Genomic DNA, 24711 nt, shown 5'->3' on the forward strand with positions numbered 1-24711 from the left:
AGATTTTCCGCTTGTACCCAAAGCGGTTTGATATTGAAAACTAACTCGGCACCCGCCGATTTGAGAGAAGGATGAGGGGAATTATGGGCAACCATAGTGACGGCAGTCCGGAACCTTCGGGCACCGTAGCTACGGCTGGTCAAGATGATGCAGAGAAGTTCCAGGATCCTGGAATTCCCCCGCACCGTTTGCGCCTAGCAGATACGAACCCCAAAGCAGCCAAGCGGGCAGAGAAGCAGGTGGCAATCCTCTTTTTGATTTCCGTCGTAGGCACCCTGCTCTTCTTGGGCGCTTACTTCGCTATCGATTTGGGCCAAGACACCAGCATCGCCACCATTCGGACTCAGAACCTGTTGTTGGGTCTGGGTACGGCATTCGCCATGCTGGGTATTGGTACTGGAATTGTTCACTGGGCCAAGGCCCTTATGCCGGATCACGAAGTTGCTGAACTTCGCCACGAGATTCGCAGTGAAGAGGACCGCCAAGCAGCAGTTCGTATTGTTGATGAGATCGTAGAAGAAACCGGCATCAAGCGCCGTCCGCTGATCCGTAACACCCTGTTAGGGGCTGTGGCTTTGGCGCCGTTGCCTGCATTGGCAGTGTTCGGGGATCTGGGACCGCGCCCGGATGACAAGTTGGCTCACACCATGTGGGCACCGGAGAACGGCAAGCTCAAGCGTTTGACCCGCGATCCTGATGGCACCCCCATCAAGGCTTCTGATGTCACCATGGGTTCTGCATTCCACGTTATTCCTGAAGGTCTCAACGAACTCCACGAGGGCAAGCTCAATGCAAAGGCAAAGGCAGTTGTTCTGTTGATGCGTTTGGATCCTGCTTCCTTGCACCCGTCACCGGGCCGTGAAGACTGGGGTTACAACGGCATTGTTGCCTACTCTAAGATTTGCACCCACGTTGGTTGCCCCGTGGCTTTGTACGAACAGCAGACGCACCACCTGCTGTGCCCCTGTCACCAATCCACATTTGATCTCACCAACGAGTGCGCTGTGATCTTCGGACCGGCTAGCCGCCCGTTGCCCCAGTTGCCGATCGCTGTTGATGCCGAGGGTTACCTCGTTGCCACGAGCGATTTCCATGAACCTGTAGGACCGAGTTACTGGGAGCGTGACGAGCATGAGCGCAACAACAACAGCTGAAAGCTCTACGTTCACCCCAACCACCAAGGCTGGCAAGTTCACCAACTTTGTTGATGAGCGTGTGGGTGGGTCCGGAATTCTTCGAGAATTCGGTCGCAAGGTCTTCCCAGACCACTGGTCCTTTATGTTCGGTGAAGTGGCGCTGTACTCCTTCGTCATTTTGTTGCTCTCGGGCACGTTCTTGACGTTCTTCTTTGACCCTTCCATGGCGGAAACCCACTACCAGGGCAGCTACACTCCGCTCTACAACGTGGAGATGTCTGTGGCATACAACTCCTCCTTGAACATCTCCTTTGATGTTCGCGGTGGTCTGTTTATGCGCCAGGTACACCACTGGGCAGCACTTTTGTTCTCTGCCTCAGTTGCTGTTCACATGCTGCGCGTGTTCTTTACGGGTGCGTTCCGCAAGCCGCGTGAACTCAACTGGGTTGTTGGTGGCGTTCTGTTGATCCTGTCTTTGGCTGCGGGCTTCACCGGTTACTCACTCCCCGACGATCTGCTCTCTGGTAACGGTCTGCGAATCATTGACGGTGTTATCAAGTCGATCCCGGTCATCGGTACCTACATCTCGTTCTTCCTATTCGGCGGCGAGTTCCCAGGCACCGCGATCATCGGTCGTCTCTATGTTCTTCACATTCTCTTGGTTCCGGCCATGATCTTGCTGATGATCGTTGTCCACCTCTTTATGGTTGTGGTTCACAAGCACACGCAGTACCCCGGCCCGGGACGCAATGACGGAAACGTTGTTGGTTACCCATTGGGTCCGGTTTACGCAGCCAAGGCTGGTGGATTCTTCTTCATCGTCTTCGGCGTCATCGCTTTGATGGCAGCTATGTTTACCATCAACCCAATTTGGAACTATGGTCCGTACGACCCCTCCCCCGTTTCCGCCGGTACTCAGCCTGACTGGTACATCGGATGGGTTGATGGCGCCTTGCGTCTGATGCCTGGTGTTATTGGAAATGTCGGAGGCTTCCGCCAGCACCTTGAGTTCATCATCTTTGGCCACGTGCTGACTTTGAATGTTCTTCTGCCGGCGCTAGTGCCAGCTGGATTGGTATTCACCGCTCTGTTCACCTATCCGTGGATCGAACGTTGGGTCACCAAGGACAACCGTGAACACCACGTTCTGGACCGTCCTCGTAATGCACCCACCCGTACCGCGATTGGTGTTGCAGGCTTTGTGTTCTACTGCGTCCTCTGGGCCGCAGCTAGCTCTGACTTGATTGCAACTCACTTCCACGTTTCGCTCAATGATGTTACGTACTGGCTCCGCGCCCTGTTCTTCATTGGCCCGATTCTTGGATTCATCGTGACAAAGCGTGTTGCCTTGGCCCTTCAGCGTAAGGACCGCGAGATTGCTCTGCACGGACGCGAGACTGGCCGCATTGTGCGCTTGCCTCACGGTGAGTTCATTGAGGTTCATGCACCGTTGGATGACTACAAGCGGTACAAGCTGGTGGGCTTTGAGTCCCCCAAGCCGCTTCCTGCTCAGCCCAATGAAAACGGTGTTGTTGACCGCAAGGAGCGTCGTCGTGCGGCTCTGTCCAAGTGGTTCTTCGAGGACCGTGTAGCGCCGGCTACACCGGCAGAACTCGAGGCATCACACGGCCATGGTCACGATGCAGTTGAAGCTGGCACAGACGCTAAGAGTCTGAGCCACTAGTTCAGCAAGAGTTCACAAAAGGGAGGGTGTCCTGGTTCGCAACCGGGACACCCTCCCTTTTGTTTGCCTCGGGTTCCAATAGCTATCCCCAGAATGTCTTCTAGAACCGCGTCGAACCGGTAGCCGAATACGGTCGGCTCGAACGAACGCCAGGCCGTTGGAGCGGCACCCAGAGCTTGTAGCGGTCAGCCCTGTAATAAGAGACCGAGTAGTCGACCATCGTTTTTGATACAAAGGCATGTCGTTGGATTTTTAGTAGCGGCGCCCCTATGTCTACCTTGAGCAAGTGCGAAATCGACGCTGAGGCCGCAGTAGCCTCGATCATGTCCTCTCCCCACTCCATCACCAGCCCATATCTTTCATTGAGTACGTTGTAGAGAGAGTTTGGCGGTTTCTCATCCAGAATGCCTGGCACACGGTGTGCGGGGATAAAGTTCTCGTCCACGCTCATCGGCTCCCCGTCAGCGAGAAGAAGACGACGAAACCTGACCACGGGCGTGCCCTCATCTACTTCAAGTTCCCGGGCTAGGAGTACACTCGCCGCTATCTGTTCGAAACTCAAAACGCGAGCGGCAGGGACCATTCCGCGGCGTTGCATTTCTTCGCTGTAGGAAGTCAGTTTTACTTGTAGATCGAGTTTGGGGCGGGTCACAAACGTCCCCAAGCCTACAACGCGCTCCACTACTCCTTCAGCAACCAATGCGTCGATGGACTGGCGTACCGTCATCCGAGCAAGGCCAAATCGTTGGCAGAGGTCGCGTTCTGAGGGGAGCCCGGCACCTGGTGAACACTCGTTGAGAGCATAGTTACGCAGAAGCTGACGCAGCTGCAGGTGGAGAGCTGTGCCAGAATTTCGCTCGATTTCTCCGTGGATGCGGCGGGGATCAGTAAACACGGCTACTCCCCTGCGTGTGGCTCATGGCTTCAGTTTAGAACGAAAGCAGCCTGGTCTAGTCCACTGCCCGACCGCGAAATTCAACCCGTTACGGATAGTCGACTGCACATCATGGGCATATTGGAACCGGAGCACACCTTACGTCCACCCGCTGGCCACTGCAGTAACACTTATCCGCCACGCTTCGGTAACCTAGCTAGGAAGACATTTTCGCGGCCGTAGCGCCGCACGTTCTAGGAGTGAAGTTGCCCTCAGTAAAGGCACGCGTTGCGGCTCAGGTGGGACTTCATGCCCGCCCAGCTGCGTTATTTGTCCGTGCAGTCAGTGAGACTGGCCAAGCTGTAACCATTTCTAAGGCAGGGCGTCCACCGGTGGACGCCCGTTCGCTCTTGGAGGTTATGACTGAAGACTTTCCTCACAATTGTGAGGTGGAATTACGTCTCGAGGACAGTGGCGCGCTCTCAGCTGAAGCGGGCGTAGAACTACTAGAAGGCCTCGCAGAAGTACTGGAACGCCCGGAGCAATAACTAGCCACTGTAATTGCCATGCGTCACTGGATCGGCACTTGAACAACAAATGACGACGGCGGTTCCCACCAATGGTGGAAACCGCCGTCGTCATTTGTCTTATGGGGCTAAAGGCGCTTAGTGTGCGTGGTCCCCTCGGCTGTATTCAAAGACCCAACCAACGAGTCCAACGATTGCCAGACCGCCTGCAATGAAGGTCACCCAAAAACCAACTGCCAAGCCCAGGAAACCTCCTGCACAAGCCAATCCGAGCACCAACGGCCACCAGCTCCAAGGGCTGAAGTGCCCTTGCTCGCCAGCGCCTTCGTGAATTTCTGCGTCGTCACGGTCTTCCGGACGGGCACCCACACGGCGACCGGTGAAACCCAAGTAAGTTCCAATCATGCCGGCGAGTCCTCCGACGAGAAGGATTCCCAGGATACCCACCCATTCAGACCAGTTGCTCAAGAAACCGTAAATGATGGCCACGGGGACGAAGAAGAGGACACCTAGTCCGAAGAGCCTAGATTCGATTTTCACTTTGCGTTGTCCTTCTGATCGGCATTACCCAGAACGGCTGCTGCAACGCCAGGCTGCTGAACTGTGTGGTTCTGAGAGAGCTCCGGGTGGTGCAGGTCCAATGCCGGACGCTCTGAACGAATGCGGGGCAAGGAGGTGAAGTTGTGACGTGGCGGCGGGCAAGACGTTGCCCACTCAAGAGATGCACCGAAGCCCCAAGGGTCATCTACCTCAATCTTCTGGTCACTGCGCCAGGTGATGTATACGTTCCAGAAGAACGGGATCATCGAGGCACCCAACACGAAGGAAGAGATGGTGGAGAACTGGTTCATCCATGTGAAGTTGTCTTCAACTAAGTAGTCAGCGTAACGACGCGGCATACCCATCACTCCAAGCCAGTGCTGGATGAGGAAGGTGCCGTGGAAGCCCAGGAACAGCATCCAGAAGTGGATCTTACCCAAACGTTCGTTGAGCATCTTGCCAGTCCACTTTGGCCACCAGAAGTAGAAGCCTGCGAACATCGCGAAGACCACGGTACCGAAAACAACGTAATGGAAGTGAGCAACCACAAAGTAAGTATCAGACACGTGGAAGTCCAAGGGCGGTGAAGCCAAAATGATTCCGGTCAGACCACCAAAGAGGAAGGTGATCATAAAGCCGAGGCTCCAGAGCATCGGGGTCTCAAAAGTGATCGAGCCGCCCCAGAGCGTTCCAATCCAGTTGAAGAACTTCACACCAGTAGGTACTGCAATCAACATGGTCATAAAGGAGAAGAACGGCAACATCACAGAACCGGTCACGTACATGTGGTGAGCCCACACAGTTACGGAGAGCGCAGCAATAGAAATGGTTGCGTAGACCAAGCCCTTGTAACCGAAGATCGGCTTGCGGCTGAAGACCGGGAAGATCTCCGAAACGATACCGAAGAACGGAAGCGCAATGATGTAAACCTCAGGGTGACCAAAGAACCAGAAGAGGTGCTGCCATAGAACGGCACCGCCATTCTCAGGATCAAAGATGTGAGCACCAAAGCGTCGGTCTGCACCCAAAGCGAACAGAGCCGCTGCCAACGGCGGGAAAGCCATGAGAACCAAAATGGCAGTAACTAGTGTGTTCCAGGTGAAGATCGGCATACGCCACATGGTCATGCCCGGAGCACGCATGCAGATGATGGTGGTGATGAAGTTAACTGCACCGAGGATGGTTCCAAAACCGGACAGAGCCAAACCGAAGACCCAAAGGTCCCCACCAATGCCTGGGCTAAAGGTGGTGTTAGACAGCGGCGCATATGCGAACCAACCGAACGAGGCAGCACCTTGAGGGGTGATGAAGCCGGAGACGGCAATGGTGGAACCAAAGAGGAAGAACCAGAAAGCCAATGCGTTCAATCGCGGGAAGGCAACGTCGGGAGCACCAATTTGCAGTGGCATCATCACGTTTGCAAAACCTGCGAACAGCGGGGTTGCAAACATCAAAAGCATCACGGTGCCGTGCATCGTGAACAGCTGGTTGTACTGCTCTTTGGTCTGCAGGATCTGCATACCGGGTTCAAAAAGCTCAGCACGAATCAGTAGCGCCATAACGCCACCGAAGCAGAAGAATACGAACGAGGAGATCAGGTACATGTAACCGATCGTCTTGTGGTCCGTAGACGTGATCCAGTTGACGACGATGCGTCCCTTGGACTTGGGCACAACCGGAGCGTCTAGCACTCCGGCGGATTGGGTATAGGTTGCCACGAGCGTCCCTTACTTCTTCTCGTTCAGATTCGGGTTGCGGTCGTACTTCGAGCCCAAGAGTCCGGTGTTGCCGTCAGCACGGAGCTGGTCCATGTGTGCCTGGAACTCGGAATCGGAGACCACCTTCACGCGGAACAGCATCTCAGAGTGGTACTCGCCGCAAAGTTCAGCACACTTACCGTCGTAGGTGCCTTCTTTGGTGGGCGTGAAGTTGATGTAGTTGGTCTTGCCTGGAATCATGTCTCGCTTCTGCAAGAAAGCAGGAACCCAGAAAGAGTGGATAACATCACGGGAGTTCAGCTGAAGCTCAACCGTCTTGTTAACCGGGAGGTACAAGGTTGGCAATTCTTCTTTGTCAATCTTGTCGCCGGTCAAGTGCGCCTGAACACCTGCTTCATGCAGGTCCTCAGTGATCACATTGCCCTTGGTGTAGTTGAAGTCCCAGGCCCACTGCTTACCTCGAACGTCAACAACGACGTCGGCTGGCTTGGAACGGTCATCAATGGCTTGCTGATCCTGATCCGTGAAGTAGAAGAGAACCAAAACCATAAAGAGCGGGATGGTTAAGTAAAAAATTTCAAGCGGCAGGTTGTAACTGACCTGCTTGGGGAAACCAACGGTTCCCTTGCGGCGACGGTAGGCAATGATGCACCAAATGATGAGGCCCCACGTCACGGCACCAACGGCAATAGCCGCAATCCAGGAGTTAACCCAGAGGTCAATAATGGAGCCAGTGTGATTGGTGGTATCCCTATCAGAAGGGAGCCAGCCTTTCTCAGCCTCTGATGAACACCCGGTCAAAACCAACGCGCCGGCTACCGCCAGACCCGAGATCCCTACGATCTTGTTGCGTCGGCTGCCGGTTTGGTTCTGCGAACTCACGGACGGCCCTTCCTCTTCATAACTTCGCGCCAGCAGCACGACGTGCCACCGTTGCTTACTAAGTTTTACTACTCGGTGTAGAGCTTACCGCTATCAAGAGTTTTTCGCCCACATAACAGCCGTGTGCGTCGAAGCTTCTTAGGAAGCTTCGACGCACACGGTATTTTGCTTTGAAATTTGAGGCTTTTGAGACTAGTGGAAGGAATCTCCACAAGCGCAGGAGCCGCCTGCATTCGGGTTGTCAATGGTGAAACCCTGCTTTGAAATTGTGTCTTCGAAGTCAATTGACGCGCCGGACAAATACGGCACGGACATTTTGTCTACAACAACTTCAACACCATCGAAGTCGCGAACAGCGTCTCCATCCAAAATTCGCTCATCGAAGTACAGCTGGTAGATCAGTCCTGAGCATCCGCCGGGCTGAACGGCTACGCGCAGACGCAAGTCAGTACGGCCCTCTTGTTCCAAGAGGCTACGAACTTTGCCAGCAGCAACATCAGAAAGCTGGACGTTATGTGTGCCCAAGCCGTCATTGTCAGTGGTGGACTCAAGGTTGGCAGTTTCACTGGTGGTGGTGCTCATGGCTCATACCCTCTTACGACGTTCTGGCGGTCCCGGTGAATTTCACCGGGTTGCCTTGAAAAAGTTTTTTCGGCTACATCCATGCTACGGCTCGTAGCTTGCGTACCGTAACTACTTACTCAACCGATGGGGCACGGAAATTGTTCCCGCGCCCCACCAAGTTCTCATGACGCTGGTCAGGAGAGTCTGTTCCTGTGGCTAGTCTCGCTGTGTTTCCGTATTCAGTCCAGCCAACAAGAGCGCCTCAGCTACCACAGTGTTTTTGAAGTCTCCAATGTGGAGGGACTCGTTGGCGCTGTGAGCGCGAGAGTCGGGATCTTCCACACCGGTCACGAGGATCTGCACGTCCGGGTACAGTTCCTTCAAGTCCGCAATAAAGGGAATGGAGCCACCAATGCCGGTCTCTACGGCCGGAACGCCCCACGCCTCCCCCAAAGCCCACAGGGATAATGACGCCGCCTTGGACTTGGTGTCGGTTTGAAAAGCCGTCCCCATTTCGCCAGGGGTGAAGGTCACTTGTGCCCCAAAGGGAGCATGCGCAGTCAAGTGTTTCTCGAGTGCGTCCATGGCTGCCTGCGGGTCCTGCCCGGGTGCCAGACGCATACTGAACTTCGCGCGCGCAGAAGGAATCAGTGTATTGGATGCAACATTCACAGCCGGGGCATCGATACCAATGATGGATAGTGCAGGCTTGGTCCACATTCGCGAGGAGATTGACCCGGTGCCTGCAAGCTGTACACCGTCAAGAACCGAAGCGTCGCGACGGAATTCTTCCTCTGTCAGATCAACATCAGCTTCGTCCCGGAAAACGAGGCCTTCGATCGCGACTGATCCTTCGTCGTCGTGAAGTGTGGCGATAAGCCGGGCTAAAAGCGTCGGCGCGTCCAATACGGGACCACCGAACATTCCGGAGTGAACAGCATGCTCGAGAACCCGCACTTCAAAGGTGCCGTCCACCAGCCCGCGCAAACTGGTAGTCAAAGCCGGTATGCCCACCTGCCAGTTGCTTGAATCCGCAACCACAATCACATCTGCACGTAATTCTTCTTGATAGGTTTCCAAGAACGTGCGGAACGTTGGTGAACCTGCTTCTTCCTCGCCTTCAATAAACAGCGTCACGCCCAAGCCAAAATCTTCGCCAAGCACTTCCTTCGCTGCGGCAAAAGCACCAAGGTGGGCCATCACGCCTGCCTTGTCATCGGCCGCCCCGCGGCCGTATAAGCGGCCATCGCGTTCTTGGGCTACAAACGGCTGAGTTTCCCAAAGCGCCGAGTCGCCGGGGGGCTGGACGTCGTGGTGTGCGTAGAGAAGGATTGTCGGCTTGCCGGCGGCGGCCGGGCGGCGTGCGACGACAGCGGGGCCACCGGGCGTTCCGTCCTCTTTGTTACAACGCAAGATCCGAACCTCTGGGAACCCGGCTGCAGTAGCCAACTTGGCAACAGCATCGGCGCTGCGATCCAGTTGGCTGGCATCAAAACTAGACCACGCAATACCTGGGATCGCCACGAGGCTGCAGAGCGTATTGAGGGTGGAATCAAAATTGTTTTCAACTGCAGCTCGAAGTGCATCTACGGGCACTGCAGTTGCTGGCCCGGTGGGTGTTCCGGCAGCAGCTGAGGGGCGGGAGTCACTGGATAAAGTCATGACCCACAGCCTACCGTTCGGTCTTGGGAACAAGGCCTTCCAAGGTAGTCTTATGGGGTGTTTGGACGAAAAAATGAAGCGCCATCTGCGCAGGACGTAGTAGACAACCTTTCAGCCTCCTCCTCGGCGACGCCGGAAGTTCAGGGCAAAGGCGCACCGACGCCTAAGCGTAAGCAGCAGGTAGCAGCGCGCAAGCGCCCCTTGGTCCCTACCGACCGGAAGGCCTCCAAGGCTGCTGAGCGTACCGCAGCAATGGAGCAGCGAATGAAGGTGCGCAACGCCTTAGACACCGGCGACGAACGCTTCTTGCCAGTCCGCGACAAAGGCCCACAGAAGCGCTTTGCTCGCGACTTTGTGGACTCCCGCTTCAGCCTTGGCGAGTTCTTGATGTTCGGCGCACTCGTTTTTGTGCTGGCATCGTTGGTAGTTCCGCAGACAAGTAATGCTCAGTTTGTGGTGCTGGCCGTCTTCTGGTTGATGTTCTTGGCCGTTTTTATTGACACCTTTTTCTTGTCACGTCGTCTGAAAAAGGCGTTGACTACCAAATTTGGCGAGGTGGAGCGTGGCACCGTTTGGTACGGATCTATGCGCGCCCTCCAGTTCCGCAAGCTACGTATGCCTAAACCTCAGGTTGCTCGCGGCGAGCACCCCAAGGTCTAGCGACCGCAATCTGGCGACTGGCTCGTACTGCACTAACGTGCGGTGCGGGCCAGTTCTTTGTTAATGGCCCCGGCCCAGAACGGACCTTCATACAAAAACGCCGTGTAACCCTGCACCAAGGTGGCGCCAGCGTCCAAACGTTCGCGCACGTCCGCCGCGGTTTCTACCCCGCCTACAGAGATCAGCGTGAGCTCTGATCCCACCGTGGAACGCAAACGCTTGAGCACTTCCAGGGAACGCTCCTTCAGCGGCGCACCTGAGAGTCCCCCAGCCCCACACGACTGAACCTTTTCATCCGTGCTTTTCAGCCCCGAACGAGCAATGGTGGTGTTGGTGGCAATGATGCCATCGAGCCCCAGTTCCAGTGCAAGCTGTGCTACGTCGTCTATATCTTCGTCACTTAGATCGGGGGCGATCTTGACGAGTAGCGGCACGTGCCGGCCCGCGCTCTCATCTGCTTCTTTAGCAACAGCGCTCAGGAGAGGCCGCAAAGTCTGAACATCTTGGAGCAAACGGAGTCCCGGCGTATTAGGGGAACTAACGTTCACCACGAGGTAGTCAGCAGCGGGAGCTAATTCACGGGCACTGATCAGGTAGTCAGTAACAGCATCTTCCAGCTCAACCACTTTGGTTTTACCGATGTTAACCCCAATGATTGGCCGGCTTGCACCGAATCTACGTTGCAAAGCAGCCCGGGCTGATTTGAGCCGCGGCGCTACAGCACGGGCACCATCATTGTTAAAACCCATCCGGTTGATGACGGCGCGGTCCTCAATCAGCCGGAATAGCCGCGGTTTCTCGTTTCCTGGCTGGGCCGCACCTGTGATTGTGCCAACCTCTATATGCCCGAAGCCCAGATTGGCCAGCGCCTCAATCCCTAGGCCTTCTTTGTCGAAGCCGGCCGCCAAACCAAAGGGAGAAGGAAATTCAATGCCCATCGCCGTGGTTTTTAGGGATTCTTTGGGGCCGTTGAGACGGCGTAGCAAAGAACCGGCACCAAGGCTGGTGGACCACCGGACTCCCTGAAACCCAATCCGGTGAGCCTTTTCGGCGTCCATCCATGAAAAAGCCAGCCGGAAGAAAGTTGGGTATACGCGCATGTCTCTAGTTTTCCTGTTCTGAGCCCGGCTACCAAACTGTTGCGGCCTCAGGTGGTTGGTTCCGTGCCTCAGAGCACGCTGCTTTTGCTTTTCTCTGCCTCTGCTTAGCCGCGAACTCTTAGCGGCGTTTACTTCGCTGCATCGACTGCTCCGCCATACCGGCGATCACGTTTGGCATAGATTTCAACAGCTTCATACAAAGTCCGGCGGTCCACGTCCGGCCACAAGGTATCCATAAATACGAACTCCGCATAGGCGGACTGCCACAACATAAAGTTGGACAACCGTTGCTCACCAGAGCTTCGCAAAAACAAATCAACATCGGGGAGATCAGGTTCGTCCATAAAACGCTGGATAGTCTTCTCAGTTATGGCACCTGCTTTGAGCCGGCCTGCAGCCACTTCATGAGCAATTGCGTTCATAGCATCCGTGAGTTCAGCCCGGCCGCCGTAGTTAACACACATGGTCAGCGTGCACGTGCTATTTCCTCGCGTGTACTCCTCTGCGGCTTCAAGCTCTTTGATAACCGAACCCCACAAACGCGGCCTACGCCCAGCCCAGCGGACCCGCACACCCCAGTCGTCCAGCTGCTCTCGCTGACGACGTAGCACGTCCTTGTTAAAACCCATGAGGAACCGAACTTCCTCCGGGCTCCGGCGCCAGTTCTCCGTGGAAAAAGCGTAGACAGTGATGTATTTGACGCCCAGCTCAATCGCGCCAGCCATCACGTCCAACAGTGCAGGTTCTCCGGCCTTGTGCCCTTCAATGCGCGGCAAACCACGCTGGTTGGCCCAGCGACCATTGCCGTCCATCACAATAGCCACGTGCTGGGGAATCAGTTCGCTTGGAATCGCTGGCGGAATCGCACCCTCTGGATGCGCGTAGGGGCGCACCACCGGTGTGGTGGGAGTACGCGCGCGGGTGTGGCTAGAGTCCTTGGGCACAGTTCTTGTCCTTAGAGTCGTTCAACGTGTCGAAGCGATTTGAGCGTCCGCTCGAGATGCCATTGTAGATACGCCGCCACCAGCCCGGAGGCTTCGCACCGAATCTGCAGGGGTGAGGCGTCCGCCGTCGACCATTCACCAGCAAGTAAAGAAGCGAGCAGGGTGACGGTCTCCGGAGCCGGTGCAGGAGAACCTGGCGGCCGACAATCATGACACACCATACCGCCCAAAGCCGCAGCAAATGCAGAGTGCGGCCCAGGAGCTGAACACCGTGCACAGTCAGTAAAGCTCGGCGCCCAACCACCCGTGGCAAGAGCCCGTAAAAGGTAGGAGTCCAAGATCAGCTCAGGAGCGTGAGCACCGCGGCTCAGCGCGGCCAACGCGCCAACCAAGAGGTTGTACTGGGCCGTACCGGATTCGGAATCCACATCCGTAAGTTTCTCTGCTGTCTCAGTCATGGCTGCGGCCACGGTGTAACGAGAATAATCCGAGGCAATAGCACTGCCGTAGGACCCGCGCGCGATCGCCTGCGTCACGATGTCCAAAGAGCGCCCAGAAATTAGTTGAAGATCTGCCACCATAAATGGTTCCAAGCGGGCGCCAAACTTACTCGAAGTCCTCCGGACGCCTTTGGCCACGGCACGAACCTGGCCGTGATGTTTGGTGAGCAAAGTAATGATTCGGTCCGCTTCGCCCAACTTGTGGGTGCGCAAAACTACCGCGTCGTCACGGTAACTTCGTGCTGCAAAGGAGGATTCGGCCACGACTAATTGTCCCACCATCAGATGTAAATGCCCCGTACCGGCGCGGAGCCTGTACGGGGCATTTACATGCTGGGAGCCCTAGATTGAACTGGCTCGCACTGCGCGGTTGACGGCGGAAATTACTGCCTTGAGCGAGGACATGCTGGTGTTGGAGTCAATTCCCACACCCCACAAGACTCGCTCCCCCACAGCGCACTCAACGTAGGCTGCTGCTCGAGCATTGCCGCCTTCAGACAGCGCGTGCTCGGTGTAGTCCAGGACGCGCACATCCACGCCGTCTTGTTCAAGAATGTTTAAGAACGCTGCAATAGGACCGTTGCCTGTACCAGTGCGACGCTGCGGCGTGCCATCGATGCGCATGTTGGCTTCGAGGGTGATCTTGCCCGACTCATCAGATTCAGTGTTGGCCGAGATGATCGAGTAACGGCCCCACTGAGAATCGCTCTCTTCACTGGGCAAGTATTCGTCATGGAAAATCTGCCACAACTGCTCGCCACTAACCTCGCCACCAACGCTATCCGTTTGACGCTGGATCACCCCGGAGAATTCAATCTGCGCACGACGCGGCAAGTCCAAGCTGTGCTCGTTTTTGAGCAAGTACGCTACGCCCCCCTTGCCCGACTGAGAGTTAACCCGAATAACTGCCTCGTAGCTGCGGCCCAAGTCCTTGGGGTCAATCGGCAAATAGGGAACCTGCCATGTGAAGTCTTCAACTGACTTGCCAGCTGCCTTGGCGTCACGTTCAAGAGCTTCAAGGCCCTTCTTGATGGCGTCCTGGTGCGAGCCGGAGAAAGCCGTGAACACCAAGTCGCCACCATACGGTGAACGCTCCGGAACGGGCAATTGGTTGCAGTATTCAACCGTGCGGCGTACTTCGTCGATGTTGGAGAAATCAATCATCGGGTCAACACCCTGTACAAACATGTTCAGGCCCAGAGTCACCAGGTCAACGTTGCCCGTGCGCTCACCATTGCCGAACAAGCAACCTTCAATACGGTCCGCTCCGGCCAAGTAACCCAACTCAGCTGCTGCCACGCCGGTGCCACGGTCATTGTGCGGGTGCAAGGACAAGATAATTCCGTCCCGCGGGTGCAGCCTACGGCTCATCCATTCAATGGAATCGGCATAGACATTGGGGGTTGCCATTTCAACAGTGGCGGGCAAGTTGATGATGACCTGTTTGTCAGCAGAAGCCTCAAAAACATCCGCCACTGCATTGCAGACCCGCAAGGCGTACTCAAGCTCGGTGCCTGTGAAGGACTCCGGCGAGTACTCGTACGTAATGTGAGTGTCCTCGAGGGTTTCCTCGTATTTCTTGCACAATCTGGCGCCCTGGAGTGCAATGTCCAAGATGCCGTCTTGGTCTTGGTTGAACACCACACGGCGCTGCAACGTTGAAGTGGAGTTGTACAAGTGGACAATTGCCTGCTTGGCGCCAACCAGGGATTCGTAAGTACGTTCAATCAAGTGTTCGCGGGCCTGGGTCAGGACCTGAATGGTGACATCCTCGGGAATGTGGTTGCCCTCAATCAACTGACGAACAAAATCAAAGTCAGTTTGAGAAGCCGAGGGGAATCCCACTTCAATTTCCTTGAAACCCATCTGTACCAGCAAGTGGAACATCTTCATCTTGCGGGCAGGGCTCATCGGGTCAATCAACGCTTGGTTTCCGTCACGCAGATCCACTGCACACCAGCGAGGGGCTTTGGTGATGACCTTGTCCGGCCAAGTGCGGTCAGGCAGCTCTACGTTGATGAGCTCTTGGAACGGCAAGTACCGGTGGATGGGCATTCCGGAAGACTTCTGTGCGTTACGCATTGTTCTGGGCCTTTTCTCTAAAAACATTCTGTACCGGAGGCCGGGCAACACAAACTCCGCAGCGAGGGGGGCCTTGCGCTAGATCGCGTCTTTGGCCTCGCCGCGGCAGCTAAGAAGAAGCAGTTCTGCACGCACAAATTCACCCTAACACGATGCGTAAGATGAAGGTGCCACACGTCACTAATCGTCCAGCATTCAGACTCTGCGGCCCACATATGGCCGTAGCCGGGGTCACAATGACCCGTTTGCTCAGTTGAAGGAGCGCCCATGCCAAACTCGGGAATTAACCTGTCCAACGTCAAAGCCTCAGTCCGTCCTCAGGATGACCTCTTTGTTCACGTCAACGGAGCTTGGCTGGACTCCACCGTAATTCCTGATGACCGTTCATTGCAGGCAACATTTACCGAACTTCGGGATGCATCGGAACTAGCGGTGCAGGAAATCATCCTGGACGCTGCCAAAAAAGCCGGGAAAGCAAGCGAGATTGAACAGAAGATCGGCGATCTCTACAACAGCTTTATGGATGTAGCTGCAGTGAATGCTTTAGGCGTTACACCTATTGCCACACGACTTGAACGCGCCATGAGTGCCCAGAGTGTTGAGGAAATCGTCGCCCTCAGCGGCGAACTGTTCCGGTCCAATGTGGGCGGGTTTTTCTACGTCTACCCCTCCCCCGACGCCGGTGACCCTGAGCGGGTTTTGCTCTACATCGGCCAGTCGGGCCTGGGCCTACCGGACGAGTCGTATTACCGGGAAGAGAAATTCGCGTCGATTCGTCAGGACTACGCAAAGTACTTGACCACCGTATTTTCCCTCGCGAACATCTCCCATCCCGAAGCCGCCTCTGCCCGTGTACTCGCGCTTGAGACAAAGCTCGCCGGTCACCATTGGGACAAGGTCACGCTCCGGGATCCTGACAAAACGTACAACCTGAAGTCTCGTCAAGAAACCATGGATCTGCTCCCCGAGATCGAATTGTGGTTTGACGCTGCTGGAATAGATGCCAGCGTCCGGGAGGAACTTGTTGTCAGCACTCCGGACTTCTTCACCGGCGCCCGCGAGCTGCTGCACAGTGAAGGCATCCAAGCCTGGCGTGAATGGTTGGCGCTGCGGATTATCAATGCTGCGGCTCCCTACCTCAGTGCAGAATTTGTTGATGCAAACTTTGCGTTCTACGGCACCGTTTTGAGCGGGACCCCGGAGAACAAAGAGCGCTGGAAACGCGCAGTAGCCGTGGTCGAAGACGCCCTGGGTGAAGCTGTGGGGCAAATTTATGTTCAACGCCATTTCCCGGCCAGTCACAAGGACAAAATGGAAGAGCTAGTTGCCTCACTCATTGAGGCTTACCGGCAAAGCATCAGCACCTTGGAGTGGATGGGCGCGGAGACAAAAAAACGTGCCCTGGAAAAACTCGATGCTTTCCGGCCAAAGATCGGTTATCCCAGCAAGTGGATCGACTACGCTCCGGTCAGTATTGACCCGAATGACCTTTTGGGGAATGTGGAGCGCGCTAATGCCGCGGACATTGACCGACACTTGGCCGAAGTTGGCCAGCCTGTAGACCGTGAAAAGTGGTTAATGACGCCTCAAACCGTCAATGCTTACTACCACCCGGTGATGAACGAGATAGTTTTCCCCGCCGCCATATTGCAGCCGCCCTTTTTCACTGCCGATGCAGAAGACGCTGCGAACTACGGTGGCATCGGGGCAGTGATCGGCCACGAAATCGGCCACGGCTTTGACGATCAAGGTTCCAAATATGACGGCAGAGGCGCACTTCGTGATTGGTGGACTGCTGAGGATCGCGCTGCCTTTGAGGAGCGCACATCAGCGTTGGTGGCTCAGTTTGATGTTTTAAGTCCGACGGCGGCGCCTGGCAACAACGTCAACGGTCGCCTGACGCTGGGCGAAAATATCGGTGACCTCGGTGGGCTGACGATCGCCTTTAAAGCCTATGAGATCTCTCTCAAGGGCAAGCAGTCACCGGTTATAGACGGTCTCAGCGGTGCTCAACGTTTGTTCTTCTCATGGGCCACCGGTTGGCGCCAAGTGATGCGTAAAGAAGAAGCGATCCGCCGACTGGCCACCGACCCGCACTCCCCGAATGAATTCCGAACGAATGCGATCGTCAAGAACCTCGACGCGTTCCACAACGCCTTCGAAGTTAGCCCCGAAGACGGTATGTGGCTCGCACCCGAGGACCGGGTGAGCATCTGGTAAGGGTGCTCTACCCGACGTAGGCGCTCTGGCAGGTCTGCTCGGCAGCGGTTTGGCCAACGATTCCCGTTGGTACGGTGCTCACCTTGTAGGAGGTGCCATCGGTGAAATCGCTGCCGAGGTAGACCTGGACACCACTAACGCTGGCCGACGGCTCCACCTGAGCCGTAGGAATCCCTAGGGACACAGCGACGTCACGAGCCACGTCAGCAAAACCAGTTCCGTAGTACACGGTGGTTTGCGTGGTTTCATCGACGGCCAGTTCACTTATTTGGGTGAATCCACCCTTGGCCAAGAAAGTCGTGATCTCTTGACTGCGCCCCGGCACGGTGGTTCCGTTAGCCACCACAATCGGTTGGACGGCTTTGTCATACGTAGGCGCTGCGGTGGTGGAAGTTGGCGTGCTTGCCGCGGTGCTAGAAGTAGCAGAAGGTGTGCTGCTGGGAGTAGCGGAAGGGCTCGTCGTAGCTTTGGGATTAGTGAGATCTAAATCCTCGCGCATGGCCTTGAAGAGTTGAGCGGCCTCGGGTTCCTTGGGCTGAATCCACGCATCAGGGTTGAGCGGTGAGGGCTCCCAGGGGACGGTAATAAAAGCGACCTTATTCAAGTCCACGTCTTTGAGCCGGTTCCCGATGGTGAGGAGTGACTGCGCGTTGGCCAAGCCATCGTCCACCGTGAGGTTCTTTGTCACAGTGTCAGCAATCTCGAGCATCTTGGGGACATTGGTCAGCGTTCCGTCGCTGCGAATCTTGCGCACCAGGGAGGCTAGGAAAGCTTGTTGGGACTTGATGCGGCTCAAGTCAGAACCGTCACCGACGCCGTGGCGGTTGCGCAAGAATGCCAATGCCTGCTCGCCCTTCACCATGGACTTGCCAGCGGGGAGCTTCAACCCAGAGTCAGGATCATCGATGGCTGCGTTGACGCAGACTTGAACGCCACCCACCGTGTTGGAGAGTTCCTTCACAGCAGTGAAGTCCGCCATCATAAAGTGGTCAATCTGAAGCCCGGTCAGCTTGTTAATAGTGTCCACTGTGCATCCTGGACCTACGTCCTTCATGGAACTGTTGATCTGACCGGCTGGTACCCCTGCTTTGATCTTTTTTGTTTTCCAGTCGTAGCAATCGGGGATCTTAACAATCAAATCTCGGGGAAAGGAGACTACGGAAACGCGTTTGTTGTCCGCAGAGATGTCTAAGAGCATCATCACGTCAGAATTGCCGAAGCCCGTGGAATCTGACGTAGAACCATACTGGCTGTTTTTGCCGTCACGAGTGTCCGTACCAATGATCAGGATCTGCAGACGATCCTTGCTGTCATCCACCCCGGAGGTTGCGCCATCGCTCGAGGCGTTGAGCGGCGCTTTGGAAATATTTCCTTGAAGTCGAATGAACCAAAATGCTGCAAAGCAAAGGGCGGCAAGCAGTGCCACGCCAACCACAATGGCCGTCCAGCGTACCCAGCGCGGAGCCTTATGTTCCTTGCCCAAATGCCGTCCGCTGGGGATGACCCCTGAGTCCGAATGTCGCGCGGCCGTGGCCACGGCCGGGGCGGAATTCACGGTATTTTTCCGCCGACCGGAATCACCTCGCGTCACTCAGGCTGCCTTTCAAAGGGGTTGAAGTCTGTTTATCTTAGGTGGCTCGGCTGGGAAATTCCTGCATCCGTGCCACCCTGAACCACGCAGTTGGGGAGCAATGCTGAAAGCTAGAAGCCCAGCTTGCCTAGCTGCTTGGGATCGCGTTGCCAGTCCTTGGCTACTTTGACATGCAGGTCCAAGTAGATTCGGGTACCCAAGAGCGCTTCGATCTCCAGCCGGGCTCGCGTGCCAACATCTCGCAGACGCGCGCCAGCCCGGCCAATAATGATTGCCTTTTGGGACGGCCGCTCCACATAAAGGTTCACCCGAACGTCGAGGAAGGGGTTGTCTTCGCTACGGCCCTCACGGGGAACAATTTCATCAACCACAACAGCCAAGGAGTGCGGAAGTTCATCGCGAACGCCTTCTAACGCTGCCTCACGAATAAGCTCAGCGACCATAATGGCCTCAGGTTCGTCGGTGAGTTCACCGTCCGGGTACAAAGGCGGGGACGGTGGCATGTGTTTGATCAACACGTCAGCAACAGTTTTAACTTGGAAACCATCCACCGCTGATACAGGGACGATGTCCCTAAAACCGTCTTCACCGAAGATTTCCTGGCCCAGTTTGTCCACTGCCATAAGTTGGTCGCTCAGCGCCTGCCGGTCAACGGTGTCAGTTTTGGTGATAATCGCGATCACCGGCTTATTTCCGACGGCGGCGAGTTGGGCAGCGATAAAACGGTCACCCGGACCGATCTTCTCGTTAGCCGGCAAGCAAAAACCGATGGCATCAACTTCTGAGAGGGTGCCCGCTACAAGGTCGTTGAGTCGCTGCCCAAGAAGAGTGCGCGGACGGTGTAGACCCGGAGTGTCAACGAGAATCAACTGCGCATCGTCGCGATGAACAATTCCACGGATGGTGTGGCGTGTGGTCTGCGGTTTGGCCGAAGTGATAGCAACCTTCTGGCCCACGAGTGCATTAGTTAATGTTGATTTGCCAGCATTTGGGCGACCAACCAGAACAGAGAATCCTGCACGGTAACCGTTGTACGGGTCACCGTTTTCCTGTGGCTTCGCTGAATTATCCTTCTTGCTCACGGATGGCTCCCTGTTCTTTGACTCTAGCGTCACTAGAGGATTCTGTGTCTTCAGTCTCTGCCTCGCCAACCCAGCGGGCAATGATATGGCTGATTCGATTTCTGCGGCCTTCGATGCGTTCGGCTCGAAGTTCAATTCCTTGAACTTCAACGACTGACCCAACAATCGGCACCCGGCCCAATTCTTTGGCGAGCAATCCGCCCGCGGTGTCAACGTCGTCGTCGTCTATGTCTTTACCAAAAAGCTCGCCGAGGTCTGCGACATTCATCCGTGCACTAACCCGGAAGGTGCCATCCTCCAGGGCCTCCGACTCGGCGGCTTCGGAGTCATATTCGTCAACAATCTCGCCAACGATTTCCTCGATCAAATCTTCTAGCGTCACAAGCCCTGCCGTGCCACCATATTCGTCGATCACGATGGCCAAGTGCGTGGATTCGATCTGGAGCTCTTTAAGCAGCTCAGCGACTTGTTTGGATTCTGGAACATAACGCACGGTTCGTGAAATTGTTTCCACCGCTGGTCCCGGCTCGCCTGGCTGCTTGTCAGTCAGAACAGCAGCTACGTCCTTGAGGTAGAGGATGCCCAGAATGTCATCCGTGCTTTCGCCGATCACAGGCATTCGCGAGTTTCCGGAACGCAAAAACAGCTCCATGGCCTGTTCCGGTGTGGAGCCAGCATCAATGAATACAATGTCAGTTCGGGGCACCATCACGGAGCGGACGAGAGTGTCCCCAAGGTCAAAGACGGACTGAATGAGTTCGGCTTCATTGTCCTCAATCATGTCTGATTCGCTGGCCCGGTCAACGAGTTCTCGGAACTCTTCATTAGTGAAAAACGCTTCATCCCCGGTGGGACCACCAGGGGTGACGGTGCTACCGAGCCGCACTAGCCACGCCGGAATGGGCCCCAGAACCCAGCACAGAAAGCGAATCAGCGGGGCTGTGAGCCGCACCGTGGCTGAGGAGTGAACTCGACCGAACTGCCGCGGTGAAACACCAACCAGAACAAAACCGACACCAGCCATAATGACCGTGGCCGCGAGACCTGCTAACCAAATATTGTCCAGCAGACTCTGGAGCAACAATGCCACTGCCACTGCCGAGGCCATTTCAAACCACACCCGCCAAAAACGGAGCGCCCGGACATGCGGCAGGGGTTGTTCAAGAATCTTTTTGAGCGAACGTAGACGCTTTTTGCTGCTGAAGTGCTCCGCGTCGTGGCGGGGCAAAAAATTGTAGGCAGCTTCTGCCGCCGTAAGAATTGCAGCGATAGCCATAAAAGCCAACGCCATAAGAATGAGGAGCAGTGCAGTCACTGCATAGTCTCCCGCGGAGCGTCCTTACCCAAAAAAGTGGACAACAATTCGCGCTGGAGCCCGAACATCTCTTCTTTCTCTTCAGGCTCAGCGTGGTCATACCCCAACAAATGAAGGATCCCGTGGGTGGTCAGCAAAAGCATTTCCTCATCGGTGCTGTGACCAGCATCCTTGGCCTGTGCTGCAGCTACTTGCGGGCACACCGCAATATCGCCGAGCATGCCCTCTGGTGATTGCTTGTCAGGCGTGCCAGGCGTTAGCTCATCCATGGGGACAGAAAGGACGTCGGTGGGACCCGGTTCGTCCATCAATTCAATGTGCAGCCGTTCCATAGCTTCTTCATCAACAAGCAGGATGGACAATTCAGACTGCGGGTGAATGTAGAGCTCTTCGAAAATGAATCGCGCCATCTTGACCAGTGCGGCCTCGTCAACGGTGACGCCAGATTCGTTGTTTACCTCGATGCTCACGATGGATTTCCTTGCTGCGAAGATTCTTTGGATTCTTTAGTGTCTTTGTCCCGGCTTTTGCGTCGATCCGCGCCGCGTTCGTTTCGAAGCGCGTGCTGCCCTGCGTTTCGTTGCTTCTCGTCCCATTCACCGTAGGCAGTGACAATGTCCGAAACGAGGCGGTGACGCACCACGTCAGTAGCTTCGAGGGTGGCGAAATGAATATCATCAATTCCCTCAAGAATGCCGGCGACAATCCGCAGACCAGAAGCCGTCCCACTGGGCAGGTCAACCTGCGTGGTGTCACCGGTGACCACCATCTTGGAGCCAAATCCCAAACGCGTCAGGAACATCTTCATCTGCTCAGGTGTGGTGTTTTGCGCCTCATCTAAAACAATAAAAGCGTCATTAAGAGTACGTCCACGCATATACGCCAAGGGAGCAACTTCAATCGTGCCAGCGGCCATCAGGCGTGGAATTGACTCCGGATCCATCATGTCGTGAAGTGCATCGTAGAGCGGCCGGAGGTACGGATCAATTTTGTCCGTCAAGGTACCAGGCAAAAAACCCAGCCGCTCCCCCGCTTCAACTGCCGGGCGAGTCAAGATGATCCGGCTGACCTCTTTTTGCTGAAGTGCCTGAACAGCTTTGGCCATGGCCAAATAAGTTTTACCCGTACCTGCCGGGCCAATACCAAAAATCACGGTATTGGCGTCGATAGCATCGACGTAGTTCTTTTGGTTCAGGGTCTTGGGCCGAATAGTCCTGCCGCGGCTCGAAAGGATGTTTTGCGTCAGCACGTCCGAGGGGCTTTGAACGCTCTGCTGTTTGAGCATCATCACAAGCTGCTCCAACACCGCCGGCGTTACTCGGGTCTGCCGATTGGCCAAAGCACGTAGCTCACCAATCAGGCGGACAATCGTGGGCACTTCATGGGGCGGACCGGCAATTGAGAGTTCGTCGCCGCGCGCGTGGAAGGCAATACCAGCAAAGCGCTCTTCAATAAAGTGCAAAGCTTCATCATGACTTCCGAGGGCCTGAACCATCTGCTCAGCTGAATCAAAAATCACCACTTCGGTCCGTGTACCCGGAACCGTATGGGGGAACTCGCTTCCCGTTGCAGCCTTTGAACCGGCGCTTCGTCCTGAAATCGGCGTATCGCTCATAGCGGCGGTCCTGATGACCTAGACTCACTCCCTTAGGTTTGACTGCCCGCTGAATGGACTAAAAATCTGAACACAACACAGCAGACGCGTACCCCTAATACTACGTTAGAGACGGTTCACCGGGACCGGAGCGTCTGCGCGTCACTTGGTGTCAGCTACGTCTCAGAGAAGTATCAATCGGATTGCAGTTGGCGTTCTGACCAACTTCCAGCACGCATTGAACCAGCCCATTGTGTCAAGCTGAATAGGCCGAATCGACTAAAGGAACCCGTATGCCCCGCAAGAGCCGCAGAGGAATGAGCACAAGCATTACCGCCGTGTGCTGCCTCAGTGCTGCCCTAGCGTTGTCAGCATGTACGGCGTCCCGGGAGACTACAACAGTCCCCACATTAAGTCCCAGCACCGCGGGCCAAAGTGTAACGCTCAACTCCTCGAGTGCTCCTTTGGAATCCACGGCGGCGGCCAACGAAGCTCCGGTTTACTGGATTGGCCGAGCCGGCGACGACGCTTTCTTGTACCGTGAATTCCGTACCGTAGACAATGCCGCCAACGCAGAGAATCCCATCACCGACGCCTTGCGAATCATGATGTCGGAGAAACCACTGGACCCTGACTACTTCACTTCGTGGCAGTCTCCGCAAAAACTAGCAACCTCGATTTCCGGCAAGAACATTATTACGGTGGATCTGTCTCCAGATGCCTTTAGCGCCAACATGGATGCTGGAATGGCTCAGCGAGCTGTACAGCAATTGGTGTATACGGCCACTGCAGCTGCGTCCAGCTCAGGAATGATCGACGCCGGACAACAAATCCAGGTAGTGGTCTTAGTTGATGGGCACACCGACTACAACGCCTTTGGCCATGTGAAGCTGGGTCAACCGATGCAACGCGATGCCAGCCTTGTCGCTCCGATTTGGGTGATTGACCCGCAAGAGGGAACCAAGTTCCCCACTGGGAAGGTCAGTTTTAACGGTTTGGCATCAACCCTGGGCGAAGCAGTGACGTGGCAGATCTTGCGAAAGAACGCGTCCGGAAACAACACAGTGGTGCTTAATGGTGAGTCAAAGGTTTCCACCGAGGCTGGCAAAGCCGGACTGTTTTCCAGTTCGGCAGATCTGCCTGCCGGTGAATATGAACTACGTGCGACCATCAAACCCGCAACGGGTGCGCCTGCCACCTCAGCGGTGGTTGATACAAAACATTTCAGCGTTAAGTAGCCAGCTTTAGCCTTCTAGGGCACCTCAAAAGCAAGGCCCAGTCACCAGCGAGAATAAAACTCCGACGCCGAGACAATCGCCGCCGGTCCTGCCGTGGAAGAGCGCAGCACGTGGTGACCTAAGAGTGCAAGTTTCGCCCCGGCGTCGAGCATGTTCTGTACCTCTCGCGGTGTAATACCGCCCTCTGGCCCCACAATAAACAGCACTTCTCCGTCTGCTTCTGGCACGGCGCTTTTCAGCACTTCCCGCAGCGGCTCTGTTGCCTCTTCGTGAAGCACAATCGCCAAGCTCGCCGAGCGGATGGCCGTGAGCAGCCCCGCGGATTCGACGACGTTTCGCACCTCCGGGATCACCGAACGGCGCGCTTGTTTAGCTGCTGCCCCTACGCCAGAGCGCCACTTGGCGAGGGCTTTTTCGCCTCGCTCGCCCTTCCACCGCACAATGGCACGTTCTGATTGCCACGGGATAATAGCGTCCACGCCTAGCTCAGTGGCCGTCTCGATGGCTAGTTCATCTCTGTCTCCCTTGGCGAGGGCCTGGACCAAAACCAATCGCGGGGCTGGAGGTGTCTCATGCAGCAATTGGGCGCATTCAACCTCCAAAACCCCGCCTTCGGTGCTGGCAACCGTGCCGCGTAGGCGAACACCAGCGCCGTCAACCACATCAACCGGCTCCCCCACTGTCATGCGTTTGACGGTGATAGCGTGCCGCGCTTCTGCGCCGCTGAGAGCGAAGCGAGCTCCAATGGCCATGCCATCCAGTTGGCCGGCCTCCGTGAAGAAGACGGGGTTGCTCACC

At 55.8% G+C, this 24711-nt stretch carries 22 protein-coding genes; 6 read left to right on the forward strand and 16 right to left on the reverse strand.

Translation table 11 applies throughout. The annotated features are described in order from the left end of the window. Window positions 1-83: 83 nt before the first annotated feature. Complete coding sequence (gene qcrA / locus ACQQCD_RS04250; RefSeq protein WP_430267161.1) at window positions 84-1154, forward strand: cytochrome bc1 complex Rieske iron-sulfur subunit; 1071 nt, start codon at window positions 84-86, stop codon at window positions 1152-1154. Beyond that, on the forward strand, window positions 1132-2820 hold the full coding sequence (qcrB, locus tag ACQQCD_RS04255) for a cytochrome bc1 complex cytochrome b subunit (protein ID WP_430267162.1): 1689 nt from the start codon (window positions 1132-1134) through the stop codon (window positions 2818-2820). The genes qcrA and qcrB overlap by 23 nt, the downstream gene beginning before the upstream one ends. A gap of 100 nt (window positions 2821-2920) precedes the next feature. Here the strand turns inward: qcrB and ACQQCD_RS04260 are convergent, their stop codons facing one another. After that, the gene (locus tag ACQQCD_RS04260; RefSeq protein ID WP_430267163.1) at window positions 2921-3715 is read right to left on the reverse strand and encodes a GntR family transcriptional regulator; all 795 of its coding nucleotides are present in this window, start codon (window positions 3713-3715) and stop codon (window positions 2921-2923) included. Between the two features lie 245 nt (window positions 3716-3960). Between ACQQCD_RS04260 and ACQQCD_RS04265 the strand changes: the two genes are divergently transcribed. Beyond that, window positions 3961-4242, forward strand: a complete 282-nt coding sequence (locus tag ACQQCD_RS04265; protein WP_430267164.1) for an HPr family phosphocarrier protein — start codon at window positions 3961-3963, stop codon at window positions 4240-4242. Window positions 4243-4359: 117 nt separating this feature from the next. On the opposite strand, the gene ACQQCD_RS04270 is transcribed toward ACQQCD_RS04265, so the two are convergent. The 5 genes from ACQQCD_RS04270 to ACQQCD_RS04290 form a co-directional block, all read right to left on the reverse strand. Further along, complete coding sequence (locus tag ACQQCD_RS04270) at window positions 4360-4761, reverse strand: cytochrome c oxidase subunit 4 (protein ID WP_430267165.1); 402 nt, start codon at window positions 4759-4761, stop codon at window positions 4360-4362. Beyond that, complete coding sequence (gene ctaD / locus ACQQCD_RS04275; protein WP_430267166.1) at window positions 4758-6479, reverse strand: aa3-type cytochrome oxidase subunit I; 1722 nt, start codon at window positions 6477-6479, stop codon at window positions 4758-4760. Before ctaD ends, ACQQCD_RS04270 begins: the two co-directional genes overlap by 4 nt. A 9-nt stretch (window positions 6480-6488) precedes the next feature. Further along, entirely contained in the window at window positions 6489-7361 is an 873-nt protein-coding gene (gene ctaC / locus ACQQCD_RS04280; RefSeq protein ID WP_430267167.1) for an aa3-type cytochrome oxidase subunit II, read from the reverse strand. Window positions 7362-7553: 192 nt separating this feature from the next. Continuing rightward, entirely contained in the window at window positions 7554-7943 is a 390-nt protein-coding gene (locus ACQQCD_RS04285) for a HesB/IscA family protein (RefSeq protein WP_430267168.1), read from the reverse strand. Between the two features lie 198 nt (window positions 7944-8141). After that, the gene (locus tag ACQQCD_RS04290; protein ID WP_430267169.1) at window positions 8142-9587 is read right to left on the reverse strand and encodes a dipeptidase; all 1446 of its coding nucleotides are present in this window, start codon (window positions 9585-9587) and stop codon (window positions 8142-8144) included. A 57-nt stretch (window positions 9588-9644) separates the two neighbouring features. Here ACQQCD_RS04290 and ACQQCD_RS04295 point away from each other — a divergent pair, with 57 nt between their 5' ends. Further along, window positions 9645-10247, forward strand: a complete 603-nt coding sequence (locus ACQQCD_RS04295) for a DUF3043 domain-containing protein (protein WP_430267170.1) — start codon at window positions 9645-9647, stop codon at window positions 10245-10247. Between the two features lie 32 nt (window positions 10248-10279). On the opposite strand, the gene ACQQCD_RS04300 is transcribed toward ACQQCD_RS04295, so the two are convergent. From ACQQCD_RS04300 to leuA, 4 genes are all read right to left on the reverse strand, one after another. Beyond that, a complete protein-coding gene (locus ACQQCD_RS04300; RefSeq protein WP_430267171.1) occupies window positions 10280-11347 on the reverse strand; it encodes a quinone-dependent dihydroorotate dehydrogenase in 1068 nt (355 codons plus the stop codon). 128 nt (window positions 11348-11475) lie between these two features. Then, the gene (locus ACQQCD_RS04305) at window positions 11476-12291 is read right to left on the reverse strand and encodes an isoprenyl transferase (protein ID WP_430267172.1); all 816 of its coding nucleotides are present in this window, start codon (window positions 12289-12291) and stop codon (window positions 11476-11478) included. 11 nt (window positions 12292-12302) lie between these two features. After that, window positions 12303-13055 (reverse strand): DNA repair protein RecO, encoded by a 753-nt coding sequence (recO, locus tag ACQQCD_RS04310; protein WP_430267173.1) that lies wholly within the window; start codon window positions 13053-13055, stop codon window positions 12303-12305. A 78-nt stretch (window positions 13056-13133) separates the two neighbouring features. After that, window positions 13134-14873: a 2-isopropylmalate synthase gene (gene leuA, locus ACQQCD_RS04315; RefSeq protein WP_430267174.1), complete on the reverse strand. Its 1740-nt coding sequence runs from the start codon at window positions 14871-14873 to the stop codon at window positions 13134-13136. A gap of 267 nt (window positions 14874-15140) precedes the next feature. Here leuA and ACQQCD_RS04320 point away from each other — a divergent pair, with 267 nt between their 5' ends. Next, window positions 15141-17093 (forward strand): M13 family metallopeptidase, encoded by a 1953-nt coding sequence (locus ACQQCD_RS04320; RefSeq protein ID WP_430267175.1) that lies wholly within the window; start codon window positions 15141-15143, stop codon window positions 17091-17093. Window positions 17094-17100: 7 nt separating this feature from the next. Here ACQQCD_RS04320 and ACQQCD_RS04325 read toward each other — a convergent pair whose 3' ends face one another. The 5 genes from ACQQCD_RS04325 to ACQQCD_RS04345 all read right to left on the reverse strand — a co-directional run bounded on the left by ACQQCD_RS04325 (window position 17101) and on the right by ACQQCD_RS04345 (window position 22696). Continuing rightward, entirely contained in the window at window positions 17101-18648 is a 1548-nt protein-coding gene (locus tag ACQQCD_RS04325; protein WP_430267176.1) for an LCP family protein, read from the reverse strand. Between the two features lie 146 nt (window positions 18649-18794). Beyond that, window positions 18795-19766: a GTPase Era gene (gene era / locus ACQQCD_RS04330; RefSeq protein ID WP_430267177.1), complete on the reverse strand. Its 972-nt coding sequence runs from the start codon at window positions 19764-19766 to the stop codon at window positions 18795-18797. After that, window positions 19750-21081 (reverse strand): hemolysin family protein, encoded by a 1332-nt coding sequence (locus ACQQCD_RS04335; RefSeq protein ID WP_430267178.1) that lies wholly within the window; start codon window positions 21079-21081, stop codon window positions 19750-19752. The genes era and ACQQCD_RS04335 overlap by 17 nt, the downstream gene beginning before the upstream one ends. Then, window positions 21078-21551 (reverse strand): rRNA maturation RNase YbeY, encoded by a 474-nt coding sequence (ybeY, locus tag ACQQCD_RS04340; RefSeq protein WP_430267179.1) that lies wholly within the window; start codon window positions 21549-21551, stop codon window positions 21078-21080. The genes ACQQCD_RS04335 and ybeY overlap by 4 nt, the downstream gene beginning before the upstream one ends. Beyond that, entirely contained in the window at window positions 21548-22696 is a 1149-nt protein-coding gene (locus ACQQCD_RS04345) for a PhoH family protein (RefSeq protein WP_430267180.1), read from the reverse strand. Before ACQQCD_RS04345 ends, ybeY begins: the two co-directional genes overlap by 4 nt. Window positions 22697-22968: 272 nt before the next feature. Between ACQQCD_RS04345 and ACQQCD_RS04350 the strand changes: the two genes are divergently transcribed. Beyond that, entirely contained in the window at window positions 22969-23913 is a 945-nt protein-coding gene (locus tag ACQQCD_RS04350; RefSeq protein ID WP_430267181.1) for a GerMN domain-containing protein, read from the forward strand. A gap of 41 nt (window positions 23914-23954) precedes the next feature. On the opposite strand, the gene ACQQCD_RS04355 is transcribed toward ACQQCD_RS04350, so the two are convergent. Beyond that, entirely contained in the window at window positions 23955-24710 is a 756-nt protein-coding gene (locus ACQQCD_RS04355; RefSeq protein WP_430267182.1) for a 16S rRNA (uracil(1498)-N(3))-methyltransferase, read from the reverse strand. Window position 24711: the final 1 nt, after the last annotated feature.

This window comes from Pseudarthrobacter sp. J1763 (genome assembly GCF_050490295.1).
Lineage (GTDB): Bacteria > Actinomycetota > Actinomycetes > Actinomycetales > Micrococcaceae > JBNPEO01.